Below are 19,716 nucleotides of genomic sequence, written 5' to 3'. Positions count from 1 at the left end.
GTTTAACCTCCGGTTTGAACGCGTATATCACGGTTATCGCGATCGACGGGATGAATCTTTTGCTGCTCGCGCAACAGGTGCACACCACCGACCACCACCCAGTCGGAGGCTTTTAAGCCTGTCAGTACAGGCACACTATCACGTCCATACATACCCAGCGTTACAGGAACTTTGCGTATGGTCTGGTCGGCATTGACCACCCAGACATAGGCTTGCTGATCATTGGCCGTGACACTGGATAACGGTACGCTCAGCACATTCTTGTCCTGTGTCACAAAGAACACCCGCGCACTTTGTCCCAGCTGGATAGCGGACTGCCCTTCCAGCAAAGATACTTTCACGGTAAATGTCCGGGACTGGTCGGCTGCAGGCGAAACCTCACGCACTCTGGCAGCAAAACGTGCTTCAGGTTGCGACCACAAGGTGACCCATGCGGATTGCCCCACTTTAATGCTGCTGACCGCCTGTTCAGGTACACCAAACACCACCTCACGTTCACCATCAATGGCTAACTGGTAAGCGGCCTGTCCTGCGGCAATCACCTGCCCAATCTCGATCTGACGCTGGGTAATCACCCCGTTTTTATTCGAGATCAGCTGGTTATAACCGGTCTGGTTGGAGGATACTTCATAGTTAGAACGCGCCTGCTGCAAGCTTGCCTGAGCGGATTCATACTGATTTTTGACCGCATCAAATTGCGAACGGCTCACTGCATTGACTGGTAATAACTGCTGATAACGCTGATATTCTTCTGCAGCAATTTTTGCAGCGGCCTGTGCACTTTGTAACTGTGCCTTGGCCGCATTCATTTGCAATTGCGCATCTTTGACATCCAGTTTCGCCAGCACCTGTCCAACTTTGACCCGATCTCCGACATCGACATAGCGTTCAGTCACCTGTCCCCCGACACGGAAGGCCAAAGCGGTTTGCTGTCTGGCCTGAACATCCCCGGCATAACTTTTTTGCTCGACATGCTGACCACTCGGCTGGGCCACCATGACATAAGGAATTTCCTCAGTCTTTGCAGTTTCCTTCTGGCAGGCACTGAGCACGATGCTACTGACAACGACTAAGCCCAATATGATACGATTGATCTGATTCATCCAATGGCGCTCTTATTCAAATTGATTTTTAAGGCGTGATATGGGCATTATCATAAATTGTTTATTTTTTAATTAATATACCCGCAAGTACATTAATTAAAAAATAAACTGATCCCTCTGATTTTTAAATTGATTAAAAGAGAAAGATAACGTGCAAACACACAGTGGCCGCCCCAAAGATCTAGAAAAAAGAGCCAGAATATTACAGGCCGCAAAATCTATTTTTTTAAAAATGGGTTACCACGCCACCAACATGAACCAGATTGCCAAGGAAGCAGGTGTCACCAAACTCACGGTGTATAACCATTTTCAGGATAAAAACAACCTGTTCATGTGTGCAATTGAAGAAAGCTGTGAAGAATCGATTCGGGCCAAGCAGTTCCAACTGACGGCAGATTCTGATTTTAAACAGGCATTGCGTCTGATGTGCCAGCGCGCTTTAAGTATTATTTATCTTCCAGAAGCGCTGAAACTGGACTGTTTGCTGTTTGAACTGGCCGCAGAACAAAGTCCCCTGACCCGGCAGTTTTTTGATGCCTCGCATACCCGCATGAGCCATGTCTGGTGCGATTTCTTTGCCCAGGCCATTGCCTTCAAGTTCATTCAGGCCGATGAGCCGCTCAAGCAAACCGAACTGATCATCTCGCTCATGCTCGGAATCCGCCATCAGCAGGTATTGCTGGGTTTGGCTCCGGTTCCCACCGCCACAGAAACCGATCAGGTGATTGAACAGGCCATCGAGATTTTTTTACTGAAATATCAGACTAAAGTTTAGAGAATTTTCACATTTTTTTTACGTTCTGCTCTTGGATTGTCGCTCAATCGCGCTATAGTCGAACGAGAACATCAGGAGAAACAAAATGATCCAGCAAATCACTGCCCCATTACGTGAAGATGTCCGCTTACTCGGCAATTTACTCGGTGAGACCTTAAAGCAACATGCTGGGCAAGATTTGTTTAATCAGATTGAACAAATTCGTGCATTGGCCAAAGGCGCCCGTGACGGCCAGATCGAAGCAGAAAAACAGCTCGAACAATTGTTTCTCGGTTTAAAAGATGAAGAGATTCTGCCGCTGACCCGGGCTTTCTCGCATTTTCTCAACTTTGCCAATATTGCAGAACAATACCATGTGGTGCGCAGCCGCCGTCAGGCCGAGTTTGATGAACAGGCACCCAGCCCGAATCCGCTGCCGCATCTGTTTGAAAAATTCAACAACCAGCAAATCAATGCCCAACAACTGTTTCAGCAAATCTGTGATTTAAAAATTGAACTGGTGCTGACGGCTCATCCAACCGAAGTCAGCCGTCGTACCTTAATTCAAAAATATGACGATATTACCGATTGCCTTTCCCAATTAGATCAGCAAAAGCTGACCCCGAAAGAACGCCAGCAAACCATTGCCACCCTCAAGCAATTGATCAGTTCAGCCTGGCAGACCGATGAAATCCGCCAACATCGTCCAACCCCAGTCGATGAAGCCAAATGGGGCTTTGCCACGATTGAGCAATCACTCTGGAATGCGGTCCCTAAATTTGTCCGTGAACTGAATGAACTGACCCAGCAGCATTGTGAACAAAGTCTGCCGCTCAATGTTGCACCGATCCGCTTTGCTTCATGGATGGGCGGAGACCGGGATGGCAACCCGAATGTGACCCATCAAGTCACGCAAGAAGTCCTGTGGTTATCGCGTTGGCAAGCAGCTGATCTGTACCTGCGTGATATCGAAAATCTGCGTTGGGAATTGTCGATTCAAAGCTGTTCCGCTGAAATGACTCAGGCATTGGGCTATGCGCATCCGGAACCCTATCGTGAATATTTACGCGAAACCCGTGAACGTTTAAAAGCCACCCGCTCATGGCTGGCCCATCGCCTGCAAGGCACAGATGCCGATGACAGCAACATCATCAGAACCAAAGATGAATTGTTGGCGCCGCTACTGCTGTGCTACCGCTCACTGATGGATTGTAATCTGGCTGAGATCGCCAACGGACAATTACTCGACTTTATTTATCGGGTCAACTGTTTCGGTATTGAGCTGCTCAAACTGGATATCCGTCAGGAATCAGGTCGCCATCGCCAAGCCATTTCCGCGATTACCGAATATCTGGGGCTGGGTAATTTTGAATCCTGGACCGAGCAGGCCCGCCAGAACTTCCTGATTCAGGAACTGCAAAGTAAGCGTCCCTTACTGCCAAAGTTTTTTAATGAGCCTGAAGGCAGCCTGATTCAGCATTCCGATGTACTGGAAGTGTTTGCCACCATGCGTACCTTGGCCGAACAGCCACCTGAGAGTCTGGGTGCCTATATTATCTCCATGGCGGAATATCCAAGTGATGTTCTCGCAGTATTGTTACTGCAAAAAGAAGCAGGTATCCAGCAACCGCTACGTGTAGTGCCTTTATTTGAGACCTTGAAGGATCTCGACGGCGCCGCCAAAACCATGAATACCCTGTTCAATATGCATTGGTATAAACAGCATATTCAAGGCAAACATGAAGTGATGATTGGCTACTCGGACTCCGCCAAGGATGCAGGCTTTATGTCGGCCAACTGGGCACAATATCGTGCTCAGGAAGAACTGACCGCGATTGCCCAGCAGCATGGGGTGCAATTGACCTTATTCCATGGTCGTGGCGGTTCAATTAGCCGTGGCGGTGCACCGACACAGCAAGCACTGTTCTCGCAACCACCGGGTTCAATTTCAGGTGCAATCCGTGTCACCGAGCAAGGTGAGATGATTCGCTTTAAATTCGGTCTGGAAGGGATCGCCCTGCAAAATCTGGAAATCTATACTGCAGCGACTCTGGAAGCAACCTTGTTACCGCCACCTGAACCGAAACAGCAATGGCGTAACCTGATGAACCAGATGACCGAGTTATCAGTACAGGTTTATCGTCAAACCGTGCGTGAAAATCCAAATTTTGTCAGCTATCTACGTACTGTTACCCCTGAGCTGGAATTACAGATGCTGCCGCTGGGTTCTCGCCCAGCCAAACGTAAAGTCAGTGGCGGGATTGAGTCGCTGCGTGCCATTCCTTGGGTCTTTGCATGGACCCAGATTCGCCTGATGCTGCCAGCATGGCTGGGCACAGGCACGGCCATCAATCAGGTGCATGGACAACACAAAAACACGCTGGATGAGATGCTGGAACAATGGCCTTATTTCCAGACGCTGATTGATATGCTGGAAATGGTACTGTCCAAATCCGATGCCAATATCGCGCTGTATTATGAATCGCATCTGACTCAGGATCAGGACTTAAAAGTGCTTGGTGTCGAGTTGCGCCAACGTCTGCAAAATGCAGTCGATACCCTGCTGAGCCTGAAAGGTGAATCTAAACTGCTGAGCAATAATGAGGTACTGGATCAATCGATGCAGGTACGTAAACCGTATTTATTACCTTTGCATTTATTACAGGCCGAGTTGATGAAACGACGTCGCCTGTATCTGGCAGAGCATCAAACCGAACATAGTCCAGTGGATCATGCCTTGATGGTCAGCATTGCGGGTATTGCAGCGGGCTTACGTAACACGGGCTAAGTGCCATTTTTCAGATGGTCATCAGCAGAAATCGTTTCTGTTGATGACCAGTTTGGCAAAATATGCCATTGCGATAAAAAAAATTGAAAAAGTTTTTAAAATTATTTTAAAAATAAAAGAGTTAATTTTTTAAATTGTCCAGACAAAATAAATAATAATTCCACTAGCTTATTTTGAAACAAATTTTACCAAAAGGTAAAAATACCAAACCTTAATGCCTGTTCTTGCAATCCTCTCAAGGACTTATAGGTGAAAGCTCGTTTTAAGACAGGGTATCATACGCGCTGATATCACATAATGAGTCTAATTTATGTCCAGTTGGTTTCCAAAATGGCAGCCGTATCAGGGGACGGTCGATCATCGCCCTGTTGCGACCAATGAATATTTACCGCCCTTACAAAGCGCGGTGCTGGGGGTTCAACACGCATTTGCCATGTTCGGCTCAACCGTACTTGCACCTTTACTGATGGGTTTTAGCCCGAACCTTGCCATTTTAATGTCAGGGATCTGTACCATCCTGTTTTTCTTTATGACAGGTGGACGAGTTCCGAGTTATTTAGGCTCAAGTTTTGCGTTTATTGGCGTGGTGGCAGCAGCAACGGGTCATATTACCGGTTCAGGTGCGAATCCCAACCTGTCCGTCGCACTGGGCGGGATTGTGGTCTGCGGTATCGTGTATGCCCTGATCGGCTTTGCGGTGATGCTGACAGGAACCCGCTGGATCGAAAAACTGATGCCACCGGTGGTCACCGGTGCAATCGTGATGATCATTGGTCTTAATCTTGCACCTGTAACCATTAAAGGGGTTGCGGGTCAGCCTTTTGAAATGTGGATGGCATTAACTACGGTCCTCAGCATGGGCATCATTGCGGTCTTTACCAAAGGCCTGTTACAACGTTTATTGCTCTTGATTGGCCTTTTAATTGCCTATGCCATTTATGCCATTGCCAGTAATGGTCTGGGTTATGGCAAGCCGATTGATTTCTCGCAAATCTCAGCGGCGCCATGGTTTGGTGTCCCAAGCTTCTCGCATCCAACTTTTGATTTGAATGCCATTCTGATCATTGCCCCTGTGGCCCTGATTCTCGTGGCAGAAAACCTGGGTCATATCAAGGCTGTTGGCGCAATGACAGGTGAAAACCTCACGCCACAACTGGGTAAAGCCTTTGTTGCAGATGGTGTCGCAACCACCTTATCCGGCGGTGTGGGTGCACCCGGTATGACCACTTATGGTGAAAATATCGGAGTGATGGCGGTTACCCGCGTTTACTCAACACTGGTGTTTGTGATTGCAGGTCTCTTTGCCATTATCCTCGGTCTTTCACCTAAGTTTGGTGCCGTCATTAGTACCATTCCCAATGCAGTACTCACTGGTGCATCTATTGTGGTGTTTGGTCTGATCACCATTGCCGGTGCAAAAATCTGGATCGAAAATAAAGTCGACTTCTCGAACAATAAAAACCTGATCGTGGCTTCAGTGACTATTATTTTAGGGGCGGGTAACTTTGAATTGTTATTTGGTAGCTTCAATCTCGGTGGTATCGGGACGGCAACTTTTGCAGCAATTTTCCTAAACCTGCTGTTCGGTTTAAAAGATAAAAACTAAAAATCTTCAAGGCAGTGCAAGCTGCCTTTTTTTCGTCTTGAACAGCTCCCCTATCTTTATCTTGCTTACTTTTAGTATGATGGTTGTTTATATTTCAATACGTTCCGCTCATGCGTTTCGATTTCTTTGATTTACAACTGCTTCTGCATATTGTTTCGACAGGTAGCCTGACCAAGGGCGCCGAGCTTTCTGCCATTTCCCTGCAAGCCGCCAGCGAACGAATTAAAAAACTCGAACACTATTTTGCAACACCGTTATTTATTCGACAGGCCTCAGGTGTTGAGCTGACCACTGCGGGCCATGCTCTGGCTGAACATGCCCGACGGCTGATGCAGCAAAAAGATCTGCTTGAACAGGACATGCAACGCTTTCGGCCCACGGCACCTGAATCATTAACTTTATGGTGTAATTCGTCTGCACAGAGTGAATATTTACCACCGCTGTTACCGCACTATCTGATGCTACATCCCGAGATCAATCTGGACCTACATGAAGCAGAAAGTTCTGAAATCGTTGAAGCCTTGACTCAAGGTGTGGCACGTCTAGGACTGGTCTCCAGCTTCTTTGATACGCGTCATTTACAAACACGGGAGTTTGCCAGTGATCCATTGGTGCTGATCTGTCCCACTCATCATGCCTTGACCCGGCAAACACAGCTGAATCTGGTCGATGCCTTAGCTTATGGTTTTATTGGCCTGATGCCCCATCACTCTTTGCAGCAATCGATTGAAACGCAAGCCAAGCTCTTGGGCTTCAATATCCAGTATCGGCTACGCTTACCCAACTTTTCTGCCATTGCCGAGGTTGTCGCCAAAGGGGTCGGTATTGCGATAATGCCCGCGCGTGCGGCACAGCGTTTACAGCCAGATTATGATTTTTATGCAGTACAATTACATGGCGCCTGGGCCAACCGTAAACTGCTGTTAGCGGCACAGGATTTCGCTCAACTCCCGCATGCTTATCAACAGTTTGCTGAGTTTTTAATGCAACATCGCCCATGTTGCTGAATGCCCTTAATGCGCAATCATATATAGGCCTAAGGCCATTAAGCCCATAAAAAATAAACGGCGAAAACGTTGCTCGTTAAGTTGATAACGGATTTTTTTACCCAGCCCCATTCCAAATAAAGCAGCAACTAAAGCTACCGCAGACAGTCGATAATCCAGCGTGACTCCAGCCATCGGATTGTGATGCAGGAAAAAAGCCAAACAGAAGGTGGAAACGGTAAAGGTCAAACCTAAAGCCTGTACCAGTTCATCCCGTTTCAAATGTAGGGACTGTAAATACGGCACCACCGGAATAATCACCACCCCTGTGGCAACGGTCACTGCACCGCCGATATAACCGACAATAGGCGACAACCAGCGCTCATGCTGAGCCAGATGAGGTAGTCTTTTCACACAGAGGCCATACAGTCCATATAACGCCAACATACAGCCCAATAAAATCTCACTGCTGTGCCCATGACTCTCGCTTAAAGTCGGTAAAAAGCTCCAGATCGAACCGGCGATAATTCCAGCCAGCAGGGTCCAAAAACGGCGAATAAAGGCCCAGACCCGACCTTCGGCAAACAGTTGCCAGATATTGGTGACCATCGACGGCACAATCAATAAAGACGCAGCCTGAAACGGACTCATGGCAATGGTCAGCAGTCCCATGGAGACCGCGGGAAGGCCCAGTCCGATCATGCCTTTAATCATGCCGGCAAAGGCAAAGACCCCGATAATGATGGCTAGAAAAGTCACGCTTTAACTCCGATTTTGCATCGAAGCTATGCTACGGAAAAACCGTGACTTGCCCTATTCTTATTTTTGGGAGAGGGCCTCAATCAAAAGTTGAGGCCATTTTATATTTTTCTTCCAGTACGTTACTGAGAATGCTTTCAATCATCCAGACCCGATACAGGCTATTGAAGACATAGCTATGTCCATCAATCCGTAACTCCAATACCGGGAAATCAGGCTGATGCTTCTGCTGGCACCATTCATCATTTTGCTTTAACTGTGCTTCGATATCCTGTTCAGTGAGCTGCGCAATGTCCAGACGTCTCTGCATCCGTTGAAAATGGGCTTTAAAGGACAGGTCTTTGCCCTGTGTCCAGACCGCTTCCAGAATTTCATGCATACAATCCACTTGCTGCTCTTCAGGCACACTGTAAAACAGTCGTGCCATTTCATAGGTGGCTTCTCTGGTCGGACGACAAAATGGTGTAAATGCGACCTGGGTTCGCTTGGAAACACGAGTTGCCAGCCCCCAGTCAAACCAGTCACGACCGTGATAACTCAGCGGATACACCTTCAGCTGGATATTATAATAATTGGCCAGTTCTTCCTGAATATACGCCAATAATAACCAGCTCATCGGGTCTTCAAGCGCGATATACAGATCCAGTTCCGGATGCAAGGCTTGGACTTCGGCCAATGCCTCGGCATCATTAATGAGATGCTCACGCCACTCGATATGATTGATCAGGAAAATTGGATTCCCAGTCAGGAGTTTCTGCTGTTTTAAACGGCGTGTCAGACGTAACAAGTCATCAACCGCCTGATATTTTCGTTCACCAAATTCAAAATAACTGGCGATCACAGGCACGTCTTTGAAAATACGTTCAGGATAATCTTGGGGTTTCTGATGCTGGGAGGCCATTGCATATAAGGTACGTAATTTACCGTATTGCTGCTGCCACAACATGTGGAAGACATCTTCGAGCAAATGTAAAAAGTTTTGTTCTCTGAGCGGGGTATTTCTTAGAATTGTTTCTGCTTGTTGTAATGCTTCTGCACTCGGTATTTCTGGGGTTTCATCAAAACCAAAACGATGCTGCTTGGCCAGGATTTTGGCATCATTTAAGCAATAGCTTTGCCAGTCTTGCTTGGACATGCCATTCGGAGGCTCGGCGTCTTGCCTCGAAATAATGACTTTTAGCGGTTTGAGCTCATCACTGAGGATCTCATTGAGCTGATCCAGCTCTTGCACTGCCAGATAGCTATAAACATCGTCTAGACGCAGGTAAATACTTAAACCCTGTTCCGTAGGTAATTCCGCCTGACGAGAAGGTTTCTGATAGAACCAACTCGATCGTATGGGATCAAACCAACGACGTAACAAAGACATGTCGATAGCCTCTAATGGTCATAAAATGCAAAATGGATAAAGTTACTCAAACCTGAGCCAGAACAGGTGAGCCAATAAGTATGTTCAGTATCTTATAAAATGAGACAAAAGTCCCCCTTAATTGAAAGAGGGACTCAAAGGGATTACAAAACTCGTACTGCGCCTTTAGCTGCACTGGTCGAATGCATTGCGTAAATCTTCAATGATTTAGATACTTTACGTTTACGCTCTTCCGCAGGATGCCAGCCTTTGGCGTCCTGAACCGTACGGCGATGCGCCATGGTGGCATCATCAATATCCAAGTGAATGGTACGGTTTGGAATATCAATCTGAATGGTATCACCATCTTCAACCAGACCAATTGCTCCGCCTTCTGCAGCTTCTGGAGACACGTGACCAATCGACAGGCCTGAAGAACCACCTGAGAAACGTCCATCGGTAATCAAGGCACAGTCTTTACCTAAACCTTTGGATTTCAGGTAACTGGTTGGATACAACATTTCCTGCATACCCGGTCCGCCACGTGGGCCTTCATAACGAATCACTACGATATCGCCCGCCACAATTTTGTGATCCAGAATGGCTTCAACTGCTGCATCCTGACTTTCAAACACGCGTGCTGTACCGGTGAATTTCAGGATGGATTCATCCACACCTGCGGTTTTTACGATACAGCCATCTAATGCGATGTTGCCGTAAAGCACCGCCAGACCGCCATCTTTAGAGAAAGCATGTTCAGCATTACGAATCACGCCTTTTTCACGGTCACCATCTAAGGTTGAGTAGTAACGATTTTGCGAGAACGCCACCTGCGTTGGAATCCCACCCGGTGATGAACGATAGAATTCGTAAACGTCAGCATCTTCGGTACGGATAATATCCCACTTGTCCAAAGCATGTTTTAACGTTGGTTCATGCACGGTTGGGCATGACGTATTCAGCAAGTTGGCACGATCCAGCTCACCCAAGATCGCCATAATTCCACCCGCACGGTGTACATCTTCCATATGCACGTCTTGTTTTGCCGGTGCAACTTTTGACAATACCGGAACCTGACGAGACAAACGGTCAATATCATCCATGGTGAAATCAACTTCGGCTTCGTGCGCCGCTGCAAGCAAATGCAATACGGTATTGGTTGAACCGCCCATTGCAATATCCAGTGTCATGGCATTTTCAAACGCCGCCTTGGTTGCAATTGAACGTGGCAAAATGCTGTCATCATTCTGTTCGTAATAACGTTTCGCCAGTTCAACCACCAAACGACCCGCTTTTAAGAATAGTTTCTCACGATTGGCATGGGTTGCCACGATTGAACCATTCCCCGGTAAAGAGAGACCCAATGCTTCGGTTAAGCAGTTCATCGAGTTCGCGGTGAACATGCCTGAACATGAACCACAGGTTGGACATGCCGAACGTTCAAAAGCCTGTACTTCTTCATCGGTATAGCTTTCATCGGCTGCAACCACCATGGCATCAACCAGATCAATGGCTTTTTCATCACCACGGAACTTCACCTTACCCGCTTCCATTGGTCCGCCAGACACGAACACTACCGGAATATTCAGGCGCATTGCTGCCATCAGCATTCCCGGGGTGATCTTGTCACAGTTTGAAATACAGACCATGGCATCGGCACAATGGGCATTGACCATGTATTCCACCGAGTCGGCGATCAAATCACGTGATGGCAGTGAATACAGCATGCCGTCATGGCCCATGGCAATCCCGTCATCAACGGCAATGGTATTAAATTCTTTTGCCACACCACCAGACGCTTCAATTTCTCTCGCAACAAGTTGACCTAAATCTTTGAGATGCACGTGACCCGGAACAAACTGGGTAAATGAGTTGACCACCGCAATAATAGGCTTGCCAAAATCTTCATCTTTCATACCGGTCGCACGCCATAAACCACGCGCGCCCGCCATATTTCTTCCATGTGTTGATGTTTTTGAACGATAATCAGGCATTTTGTATTCCCAACAAGTTTGTGCTCGAGACGAATAGGACATTCTCTCTGGCGAAATGATACTGAGCTTTCTGCATCATACTACAAGTTATCGTTTAACAGATGACCAATAGGCCTATCTTTTTTTGTACAAAAGCAATTCAAGCCGTCTGATTAGGGACTCATCACTTTTTCGCTTATAATTTGCAGCAAGTTTTAGTTGGATTGTCTTTGTGAAAATCATTTTTGCTGGTACGCCTGAATTTGCGGCAACCGCATTGGCGGCATTATTAAAAACATCACACCAGATCATTGCGGTTTATACCCAACCTGACCGTAAAGCCGGCCGTGGGCAAAAATTAACGCCTTCCCCTGTGAAACAATTGGCACTTGAGCACGGTTTACCGGTGTATCAGCCTCTGAATTTTAAAGCATCGACAGAGGAAGGTCTGGCAGCCCGACAACAACTGGCAGACCTGGGTGCCGATGTGATGGTGGTTGCAGCCTATGGCCTGATCTTGCCACAAGCGGTGTTAGATACGCCGAAATATGGCTGTTTAAATATCCACGGTTCATTACTGCCACGCTGGCGGGGGGCCGCACCAATCCAACGTGCCATTGCCACAGGTGATGCAGAAACAGGCATCACCATCATGCAAATGGCGGCGGGTCTGGATACGGGCGACATGATGTATAAAACTTACTGTCCAATCACAGCAGAAGATACCTCTGCCAGCTTGCACGATAAACTGGCCGATCAAGGTGCCGAAGCGATTTGTACCGTGCTTGAATCAGAGCAAAGTTTGCAGGATTTTATTGAAAAGCGAGAAGTACAAGATGAAGCCCTGACCGTCTATGCCCATAAACTGGTCAAAGCAGAAGCACGTATTGACTGGAGCCAGAATGCGGTACAAATCGACCGTAATATCCGTGCCTTCAATCCGTGGCCAGTGGCATTTATTCAACTGGATGAAAGCAATGCCTTACGTGTGTGGGGTTCAATGCTTTCTCAGCATCAAAAAGCAGATGCTCAAAGCGGCGAAATCCTGGCGATCGATAAACAAGGCGTACATGTGGCGTGTGGCGACAATACCGCGGTGTGCCTGACCAGTCTGCAATGGCCAGGTGCTAAAGCCCTCAATCCTGTACAAATTGCCCAAACCCAAAAATTACATATTGGACAAATTCTCCCATGAGCCAGTCATCTACAAAAAATTTGAATCTGCGTGCACAAGTGGTCAAAACACTTTTGGCCGTTCAAAATGGGCAATCTTTGTCTTCTGTTCTGAATCAACATATCAATATCGTTTCTGAACGTGACCGTGGTTTATATCACGAACTGACTTTAGGCTGTTTACGTCAATGGTTTTCTTTAAAAGCCATTACCCTACCCTTGCTGACAAAACCATTAGACAATGAAGCGCTAGAAAGTTGTTTATATCTTGGTTTATATCAAATTTTATGTACGCGTATTCCTGTGCATGCTGCGATTTCAGAAACGGTAAATGCGGCTAAGCAACTCGGTTTTGAGCCAATGAGTGGTTTGGTGAATGCGATCCTGCGTCGTGTTTCACGTGAAACAGCTGAATTTGAAACCGCGTTGAATCATACGCATGGCTTACCAAGCTGGTTATTCAAGCGACTTAAAAAAGATTGGCCTGAGCAAGCAGAGTCTCTATGCCAAGCCTTAAAACAAGTCGCACCACTGACCCTACGCGTCAATGAACGCCAAGTCAGTCGTAACGAATATCTAGATATTTTAGATGAAGAACAGATTGATGCCCGTCCTTGCACGTTTTCAGATGTGGGTATTGTTCTGGAGCAAACGGGCAATATTACCCATTTACCCGGTTTCGAAGCAGGCGGTTTTTCTGTTCAGGACGAACATGCACAATTGTGCGCGACGCTGTTACCCAACTTAGATAACAAAGTTGTTGTCGATGCCTGTGCTGCACCCGGCGGCAAAACCGCCCACATTCTTGAGCGCTTTAATCCTCAAAGACTGATTGCGCTGGATCATGATGCCAAACGTTTATTACGTGTGTCTGAAAATCTGGAACGTCTTGACCTCGGCCAGAACAATGTTGAGATTGTGACCGCTGATGCGACGACTTGGCAGGCCCCAGAACCCGTCGATTGTATCGTGCTGGATGCGCCTTGTTCTGCAACAGGTGTGATTCGCCGTCACCCCGATATTCGTCTGTTAAGACAATCAACCGATATCGCGCAAACGGTGGCCTTACAGCACCAGATTTTGCAGCAGATGTGGCAACAACTCAAAGTGGGCGGCACCTTACTGTATATCACCTGCTCGATTCTCAAAGCTGAAAATGAGCAACAAATGGCGGCTTTCTTTGCTGAACATGCCGATGCTGAAGAAATCAAAATTGATGCGGACTGGGGCATTGAACAGACCCATGGTCGTCAGTTGCTCCCTTCGGCGCAATCCGGCGATGGTTTCTATTATTGCCGAATTAAAAAACTAGCTTAATCAAAAATAAAAAAAGCAGGCTTGAGGCCTGCTTTTTTTTGAATCTGTTTTTTAAAGCGTATGATGATCTTTCACTTCTTCCAGAACATCATCAAGTTCTTCCGGGTTTTTCATCAGATGCAGAATCGATAAAGCCAATCCGCCCCATAAAAATACCATTGAAATAATCATCATCACGATTGCTGAAGTATTCATATTGGCGCTCCTAGCGATCTTTGATTCTACTGAGTACAAGTGCAACGACAGCACAGAAAATCACGCTGCCCCATCCAAATACGCCTTGTAAGCTCATGCTATAACTATCGTAACCGTTTTTCACCAGATTAAACACGGTCATGCTTAAGGTGGTTAACAAGATCAACGATGTAATGACGGTTAAGGTGAAATCCCAGCCTTTGCCCAATTGAATCGTCGAGATACGGTTCACATGGTCACGCAGTTCACGCAAGGCAGAACGTTTAAACCAGGCAATACTGATAATCGAAATCAACGCACCGCCAATAATACCGATGTTATTGATGAAGTGATCGACGATATCCACCAGTTTGATCGCATTCACGCTTGAGAATAGGATTACTGAAACCAGTGCACTACCACCACCGATGATGGTTACAGCTTTGGTACGGCCCCATTTCAACTTATCCTGCATGGCTGCAATCGGCACTTCCAGAATACTCACCATTGAAGAAATACCTGCAACGAAGAGTGATGAGAAGAACAATAAGCCAAATAAGTCAGCACCAGCGCCTAGACTCGAAATGATTTTCGGGAAGGCAATAAAGGCCAAACCAATACCACCACTCACCACATCGTGTACTTCTTTACCTGCCGCATGCGCCATAAAGCCCAACGCCGCAAAGATACCGATACCCGCCAGAATTTCAGTTGATGCATTGGCAAAACCCACGATCAGACCTGAACCGGTTAAGTTGGTTTTTGGCTTGAGATAAGAAGCATAGGTCACCATGATCCCGAAACCCACAGATAGTGAGAAGAAGGTATGTCCATAAGCCGCTAACCATACTTTATAATCCATCATGGCTGACCAGTTCGGGGTAAAGAATGCATTCAAGCCTTGTACCGCACCCGGTAAACGTAATGACTGGATCACCAGAATGGTAAATAGAACGAAGAGTAATGGCATGAAAATCTTATTGGATAATTCAACGCCTTTTTTAACGCCACCATACAGAATGATTAAAGTCAGTGCCCAGATGCCAACAATTGGCCAGAACAGATGACTTACAAATTGCAGATCGAAGCCTGTTGCTTTCGAGGTCTGCAAATACGTATTGAAGAAGAAGCTTTCTGGGTCACTGCCCCATGCCTGTCCAATCGAGAAGTACACATAACTCCCCGCCCAGGTCAACACGCTGGCATAATACAAACCGATAATGATACAGACACAGACTTGCCACCAGCCCAATGTCTCACCACCTTTGAATAAGGCACGATAAGCCTTGGGTGGAGAGTTACGCGCACGGTGACCGGTTGCATAGTCTAAAAATAAAAGAGGTAAACCAGCGGTAATCAACGCCAGTAAATAAGGGATAAGGAACGCTCCGCCGCCATTTTCATAAGCAACATACGGGAACCGCCAGATATTACCTAAACCTACAGCCGAACCAACGGCTGCAATAATAAAACCAGATCGTGATGTCCAGTTTTCACGAGAATCTGCCATATAACACCTAAAATTGTCCTGCTGACCTTCCATGCTGCTTTCAGTTTTTTATTATCCAACAGACATGAAAATGCCATAAAAAATCTTGTTTTGTTTGGATGAACTTTCAACCTTGTGAGCTTCTTATTTTCAAGACCAAACAAACAAAAAACCAAACCATCTTCCTTAAAGATTGGGCATTGTTTTTCTGCTTTTAATAGCCGAACAATACCTGTTTTTATTTCTTTTTACTGTAAATTCTGCAAGAAAATATCAACTTTTCAGAACAATTGATTATTTTTCAACTGCCTGTAAATTTGACCTTGCAGTCAATCTATAAAAATCAAGTACATAAAACAGGCAAGCCAAATCCTCACCACACTTTTCCTCCCCTATTGTTTAATTGCCAAAAGTCTTTGTTCCTGCATATCGCGGATGGCGGAATGGATCCCTTCACGGCCTAAACCTGAATCTTTGACTCCACCATAGGGCATATTGTCAACGCGGAAAGTCGGGACATCATTAATGATGACACCACCCACCTGTAAGTGGTCCCATGCATACAGCATGTTATTCAGATTTTGCGTATAGACGCCTGCCTGCAAACCGAAACGGCTTTGATTAATGGTGGCAATGCCCTGCTCAAATTGCTTAAATTTTTCTAAAATGGCCACGGGACCAAACGCTTCATCCTTATAGATTTCCAGCTTGGCATCGACATTTTCCAATAACACCGGTTCAAACAAGACACCTTGTAAACTGCCACCGAGCAGCACTTTTGCGCCTTTTTTCTCAGCCTTATCAATCCATTTTTTTAGCCTTAATGCTTCTGCTTCCTTAATCATTGGACCAACCAATGTGGTACTTAAAGCAGGATCGTCGGCTTTAATTTTTTTCAGTTTGGCCATCAGTTTCTTTTTCAGCTCGGCATAAAGATCGGCATGTACTAAAATCCGTTGCACACTGATACAGACCTGCCCTGCATGCCCATAAGCGGCACTGATCAAGCGATCAATCAAGGCATCATCAAGGGTTGTATCTGCATCAATCAGGACTGCGGCATTGCCACCGAGTTCCAGTGTGACTTTCTTGCGGCCTGCCCGCGCCTTCATATCCCAACCGACCTGATCCGAACCGGTAAAGCTGAGGAGTTTAAAGCGGTCATCGGTCACTAAAATATCCGCTGCCTCACGATTACAGGGCAATATTGACCAGGCGCCTTTCGGTAAATCCGTTTCAGCCAATACGCCCGCAATCTTTAAGGCGCTGATTGGGGTAAAACTTGCCGGCTTTAATACAAAGGGACAACCCGCAGCAATCGCAGGTGCAATCTTATGCGCCACCAGATTGAGAGGGAAATTGAACGGACTAATTAACGAAACTGCACCAATCGGCACATGTTTGACCATGCCACGAAAATGCGCGGCAGCGGGTGTCACCGCCAAAGGAATTAATTGCCCATCATCAAGCTGTGTCACCGCATCTGCGGCCAGTTGAAAAGTATTAATTAAACGTTCTACTTCAGCACTTGCTGCCCCCCGTGGCTTACCGCCTTCTGCAATCAGAATCTCGGTCAGCTCATCCCGCAGTTCATTAAAACGCTTTACACAATGCAGTAATATTTTTTGTTTTTGAAACGGTTTTAAGGCTGCCATCTCAGCTTCTGCCTTCACCGAAGCCGCTATGGCTTTTTCAAGCACTTTGGCATCTGCCAATGCCACTCGTGCATAAACGGTATTATTATACTTATCATGGACTTCTAGCCATTGTCCTGTTGTGACCGCTTTCCCAGCCACATAAAGCGGATAATCCACCACACTTTGTTTATCCGTCATTATTATTTATTCCTTTATAAAAATTTAAAATTAGACTACTGCATATTTATCCAGATCACTATATGATTCGCCCATTCATAGGTGAATTCACAACAATTCATTACTGTTTTCGATATTAATTAGGATAATGCAATGAAATTATTAAAAATATCAATGCTGGCTTTAGGAACAAGCATTTGTGGCCTGGCGCAAGCCGACGTTATTGGTGTTAAAGGTGATCTTAGTTACTGGAATTACAATGGCGAAGCCAATATGGCAGACCAAAGCAATGCACCAGATCAGGATCTTAAACGTAAAGGTTCCGCTCAAGTATCCCTTGCTGTTGAGCATCCAATTCCCCTGATTCCCAATGCAAAAATCCGTTATGTCAACTTAAATACCGAAACGGATCATAAAGTCGCAGGCCAACCCGTTTACGACCTCAACATCGATCATACCGATTTTATTTTATACTATGAAATTTTAGACACGATTGTAAATGCAGATGTCGGTTTAGGTGCAACTAACTTAAATGGCGATGTCAAAACCCTGAATATCAGCAAAACAGATATTGATAAAACGGTACCGGTGATCTATGGATCGGCGGGGGTAAAACTGCCTTTTACTGGTCTAAGTGCCAAAGCAGAACTCTTATATAGCAATTTTAATGATACTAAAATTACCGATGCGCAAGCAGAATTGCAATACAACTTTATCGACAATCTACTGGTTGATGTTGGTCTAAAAGCAGGCTACCGTATTCTGGATATCAAGTTAGATGATTATGAAAAGAATGATCTTAAATTTAACTTTAAAGGTCCTTATATTGGTCTAGATGTTCATTTCTAAGACCTAAAAAATATAAAAAAACGGAATTTCATGATTCCGTTTTTTATGGGAAATGACTTTTCCTCATTTATGTACGCCAAAACGTACACAGATCGCAGCCATTGGCGAATATGCTGAACTCAACTTTTCGCCTATTATATAAATCATAGAGAGACAGGAAGTCTCATTGAGAATAATAAAACACACAGGACGTGGTCGTTAATAGGATATCAACGACATAAGCGAAATATGAAGAAGCCCCGTCAGGATGATGGGGCTTCTTTTTATCTATCATTTTTGGCTGCGATTTAAAGACTTTTGAGATACGCGACTACATCGTGATGGTCTGCCATTTCTGCAAGCTGTAACGCGGTATATTCGCCTTTATAAGCCACATTCGCCCCCTTGCTCACTAACAGCTTCACGACCGCTAGATGATCATTCTCAGCAGCAGCCTGTAATGCACTATAGCCGTCATCATCGGTCTGGTTTGGGTCAGTACCCTCTGCTAATAACTGCTCGACCTGTTCTACATCACCAAGAGATGCCCAATACACCAACTCAGGCAGATGCAGTTCGTCATCATCTTCAGGCAGTGGAGAGAAATAGTTGAGTTTCATAATTTAATTATCCAATTTTTTGAGATTCTAAAATTAATTTCTCAAGCTTCAACCTTGTAATACGTTGGTTATAACGATAAAAGTCATCTTGAGATTCTGCACCAGAAAGTTTGCTGTCTGATTGGTTAGCTAACCAATCTTGAAACTCCGTTATTTCATTGAATATGCGAATGATGCCACTATATCTGTTCTCGCTATTTTGGTAGTGCTCTAAATCTGGATACCCATCAAAAAAGTGAGTATAAAAAATATTTTGCCCATCAAAGTAAAATCCAGTTCCACAATATTCTTTATGATAATTACTAATTTGAGTCTGCTTTATTAGATACTGAACAACGTTACTTGCTAAAGCCACTCCAAATTTCTGATCACTATTCACTTCCTTCCACCAAAGCTCATTTCATTTACAGAACAATTTAAGATAGATCGAGGCCTGATTATATATCCTATTCATTTTTTTGTTGTTTGAGACAGTCAATCATTTCATCAAGTACTTTCTGCCCCATAGTTCTTCGTACAAGATCATTTAGATCGCCTGCTAGAAAGTCAGACCAAGTCGTATTAGTTGAACCGGAAGACATCGCATATCGTCCACAAGCAGACCAGACCTTTTGATCTGATGTGATAAAAGCGATATAAAGCTCTCCTTCTGGATTATCGAGAACCCATTTACGAATTGTTTTCGGTACTTGATCTTGTTTCTCTATATTTTCTTTAAGGCGATTCAATACTAAGAAACACAAATAGATAGAGGCAATAGCAGATAAAAGTGTATAGACAATCATATCAGCACGAATATTATTTTAATTCAGTATTTAATTGAAATAAAAGTAGCACAATCCTTATCCTTTAAACATTGGGACATTAGGCTGTCAAAATATTTTCCCCGCCAATAAAAAACACCCCCTAACGTTAGTTAGGGGGTGTTTGTATTTAAAAGCTGGCGATGACTTACTCTCACATGGCAAGTGCCACACTACCATC

General features: G+C 45.4%; 17 protein-coding genes. 7 read left to right on the top strand and 10 right to left on the bottom strand.

What is annotated here, in order from left to right:
- Positions 1-2 precede the first annotated feature (2 nt).
- Positions 3-1,103: an efflux RND transporter periplasmic adaptor subunit gene (locus tag ACNQO6_RS08775; protein ID WP_440208738.1), complete on the bottom strand. Its 1,101-nt coding sequence runs from the start codon at positions 1,101-1,103 to the stop codon at positions 3-5.
- Positions 1,104-1,254: 151 nt separating this feature from the next.
- On the opposite strand from ACNQO6_RS08775, the gene ACNQO6_RS08770 reads away from it, so the two are divergent.
- The 4 genes from ACNQO6_RS08770 (at position 1,255) to ACNQO6_RS08755 (ending at position 7,258) form a co-directional block, all read left to right on the top strand.
- Complete coding sequence (locus tag ACNQO6_RS08770; RefSeq protein ID WP_038346419.1) at positions 1,255-1,878, top strand: TetR/AcrR family transcriptional regulator; 624 nt, start codon at positions 1,255-1,257, stop codon at positions 1,876-1,878.
- An 85-nt stretch (positions 1,879-1,963) separates the two neighbouring features.
- The gene (ppc, locus tag ACNQO6_RS08765; protein ID WP_440208737.1) at positions 1,964-4,645 is read left to right on the top strand and encodes a phosphoenolpyruvate carboxylase; all 2,682 of its coding nucleotides are present in this window, start codon (positions 1,964-1,966) and stop codon (positions 4,643-4,645) included.
- 310 nt (positions 4,646-4,955) lie between these two features.
- Positions 4,956-6,251 carry a solute carrier family 23 protein gene (locus tag ACNQO6_RS08760; RefSeq protein WP_032873298.1) on the top strand — a complete coding sequence of 432 codons (1,296 nt, stop codon included), beginning with the start codon at positions 4,956-4,958 and terminating at the stop codon, positions 6,249-6,251.
- 110 nt (positions 6,252-6,361) lie between these two features.
- Positions 6,362-7,258 (top strand): LysR family transcriptional regulator, encoded by an 897-nt coding sequence (locus ACNQO6_RS08755; protein ID WP_440208736.1) that lies wholly within the window; start codon positions 6,362-6,364, stop codon positions 7,256-7,258.
- Between the two features lie 6 nt (positions 7,259-7,264).
- Here the strand turns inward: ACNQO6_RS08755 and ACNQO6_RS08750 are convergent, their stop codons facing one another.
- The 3 genes from ACNQO6_RS08750 to ilvD form a co-directional block, all read right to left on the bottom strand.
- Entirely contained in the window at positions 7,265-7,996 is a 732-nt protein-coding gene (locus tag ACNQO6_RS08750) for a sulfite exporter TauE/SafE family protein (RefSeq protein WP_440208735.1), read from the bottom strand.
- Positions 7,997-8,075: 79 nt separating this feature from the next.
- Positions 8,076-9,365: a hypothetical protein gene (locus tag ACNQO6_RS08745; RefSeq protein ID WP_440208734.1), complete on the bottom strand. Its 1,290-nt coding sequence runs from the start codon at positions 9,363-9,365 to the stop codon at positions 8,076-8,078.
- A gap of 143 nt (positions 9,366-9,508) precedes the next feature.
- Complete coding sequence (gene ilvD / locus ACNQO6_RS08740; RefSeq protein ID WP_047429814.1) at positions 9,509-11,338, bottom strand: dihydroxy-acid dehydratase; 1,830 nt, start codon at positions 11,336-11,338, stop codon at positions 9,509-9,511.
- 211 nt (positions 11,339-11,549) lie between these two features.
- On the opposite strand from ilvD, the gene fmt reads away from it, so the two are divergent.
- Positions 11,550-12,512, top strand: coding sequence for a methionyl-tRNA formyltransferase (gene fmt / locus ACNQO6_RS08735; protein ID WP_009508832.1), 963 nt, complete (start codon positions 11,550-11,552; stop codon positions 12,510-12,512).
- Complete coding sequence (gene rsmB, locus ACNQO6_RS08730) at positions 12,509-13,807, top strand: 16S rRNA (cytosine(967)-C(5))-methyltransferase RsmB (RefSeq protein WP_440208733.1); 1,299 nt, start codon at positions 12,509-12,511, stop codon at positions 13,805-13,807. The genes fmt and rsmB overlap by 4 nt, the downstream gene beginning before the upstream one ends.
- 51 nt (positions 13,808-13,858) lie before the next feature.
- Here the strand turns inward: rsmB and ACNQO6_RS08725 are convergent, their stop codons facing one another.
- The 3 genes from ACNQO6_RS08725 to ACNQO6_RS08715 form a co-directional block, all read right to left on the bottom strand.
- Positions 13,859-14,002: a methionine/alanine import family NSS transporter small subunit gene (locus ACNQO6_RS08725; RefSeq protein WP_004776428.1), complete on the bottom strand. Its 144-nt coding sequence runs from the start codon at positions 14,000-14,002 to the stop codon at positions 13,859-13,861.
- Positions 14,003-14,012: 10 nt separating this feature from the next.
- On the bottom strand, positions 14,013-15,491 hold the full coding sequence (locus tag ACNQO6_RS08720; protein WP_005228138.1) for a sodium-dependent transporter: 1,479 nt from the start codon (positions 15,489-15,491) through the stop codon (positions 14,013-14,015).
- Between the two features lie 371 nt (positions 15,492-15,862).
- Positions 15,863-17,305 (bottom strand): aldehyde dehydrogenase family protein, encoded by a 1,443-nt coding sequence (locus ACNQO6_RS08715; RefSeq protein WP_440208732.1) that lies wholly within the window; start codon positions 17,303-17,305, stop codon positions 15,863-15,865.
- A gap of 132 nt (positions 17,306-17,437) precedes the next feature.
- On the opposite strand from ACNQO6_RS08715, the gene ACNQO6_RS08710 reads away from it, so the two are divergent.
- On the top strand, positions 17,438-18,133 hold the full coding sequence (locus tag ACNQO6_RS08710) for a TIGR04219 family outer membrane beta-barrel protein (RefSeq protein ID WP_005228142.1): 696 nt from the start codon (positions 17,438-17,440) through the stop codon (positions 18,131-18,133).
- A 287-nt stretch (positions 18,134-18,420) separates the two neighbouring features.
- On the opposite strand, the gene ACNQO6_RS08705 is transcribed toward ACNQO6_RS08710, so the two are convergent.
- From ACNQO6_RS08705 to ACNQO6_RS08695, 3 genes are all read right to left on the bottom strand, one after another.
- Positions 18,421-18,732, bottom strand: a complete 312-nt coding sequence (locus ACNQO6_RS08705) for an ankyrin repeat domain-containing protein (RefSeq protein WP_440208731.1) — start codon at positions 18,730-18,732, stop codon at positions 18,421-18,423.
- Positions 18,733-18,739: 7 nt separating this feature from the next.
- Positions 18,740-19,111, bottom strand: a complete 372-nt coding sequence (locus ACNQO6_RS08700; protein WP_440208730.1) for a hypothetical protein — start codon at positions 19,109-19,111, stop codon at positions 18,740-18,742.
- Between the two features lie 67 nt (positions 19,112-19,178).
- Positions 19,179-19,517: a hypothetical protein gene (locus tag ACNQO6_RS08695; protein WP_440208729.1), complete on the bottom strand. Its 339-nt coding sequence runs from the start codon at positions 19,515-19,517 to the stop codon at positions 19,179-19,181.
- Positions 19,518-19,716 lie beyond the last annotated feature (199 nt).

This window comes from Acinetobacter calcoaceticus, assembly GCF_051947995.1.
In the GTDB taxonomy this organism is placed as follows: Bacteria; Pseudomonadota; Gammaproteobacteria; order Pseudomonadales; family Moraxellaceae; genus Acinetobacter.
Note: the sequence above shows the minus strand (reverse complement) of the source record. Positions and strands in the feature narration are given on the sequence as shown.

Bases quoted from the DNA above. Each gene is read 5' to 3' on its own strand.
- ACNQO6_RS08710 (WP_005228142.1), top strand. From the start codon at position 17,438: ATGAAATTATTAAAAATATCAATGCTGGCTTTAGGAACAAGCATTTGT.
- ACNQO6_RS08760 (WP_032873298.1), top strand. From the start codon at position 4,956: ATGTCCAGTTGGTTTCCAAAATGGCAGCCGTATCAGGGGACGGTCGAT.
- ACNQO6_RS08725 (WP_004776428.1), bottom strand. From the start codon at position 14,002: ATGAATACTTCAGCAATCGTGATGATGATTATTTCAATGGTATTTTTA.
- ppc (WP_440208737.1), top strand. From the start codon at position 1,964: ATGATCCAGCAAATCACTGCCCCATTACGTGAAGATGTCCGCTTACTC.
- ACNQO6_RS08720 (WP_005228138.1), bottom strand. From the start codon at position 15,491: ATGGCAGATTCTCGTGAAAACTGGACATCACGATCTGGTTTTATTATT.
- rsmB (WP_440208733.1), top strand. From the start codon at position 12,509: ATGAGCCAGTCATCTACAAAAAATTTGAATCTGCGTGCACAAGTGGTC.
- ilvD (WP_047429814.1), bottom strand. From the start codon at position 11,338: ATGCCTGATTATCGTTCAAAAACATCAACACATGGAAGAAATATGGCG.
- ACNQO6_RS08705 (WP_440208731.1), bottom strand. From the start codon at position 18,732: ATGAAACTCAACTATTTCTCTCCACTGCCTGAAGATGATGACGAACTG.
- ACNQO6_RS08695 (WP_440208729.1), bottom strand. From the start codon at position 19,517: ATGATTGTCTATACACTTTTATCTGCTATTGCCTCTATCTATTTGTGT.
- ACNQO6_RS08775 (WP_440208738.1), bottom strand. From the start codon at position 1,103: ATGAATCAGATCAATCGTATCATATTGGGCTTAGTCGTTGTCAGTAGC.
- ACNQO6_RS08755 (WP_440208736.1), top strand. From the start codon at position 6,362: ATGCGTTTCGATTTCTTTGATTTACAACTGCTTCTGCATATTGTTTCG.
- ACNQO6_RS08745 (WP_440208734.1), bottom strand. From the start codon at position 9,365: ATGTCTTTGTTACGTCGTTGGTTTGATCCCATACGATCGAGTTGGTTC.
- ACNQO6_RS08715 (WP_440208732.1), bottom strand. From the start codon at position 17,305: ATGACGGATAAACAAAGTGTGGTGGATTATCCGCTTTATGTGGCTGGG.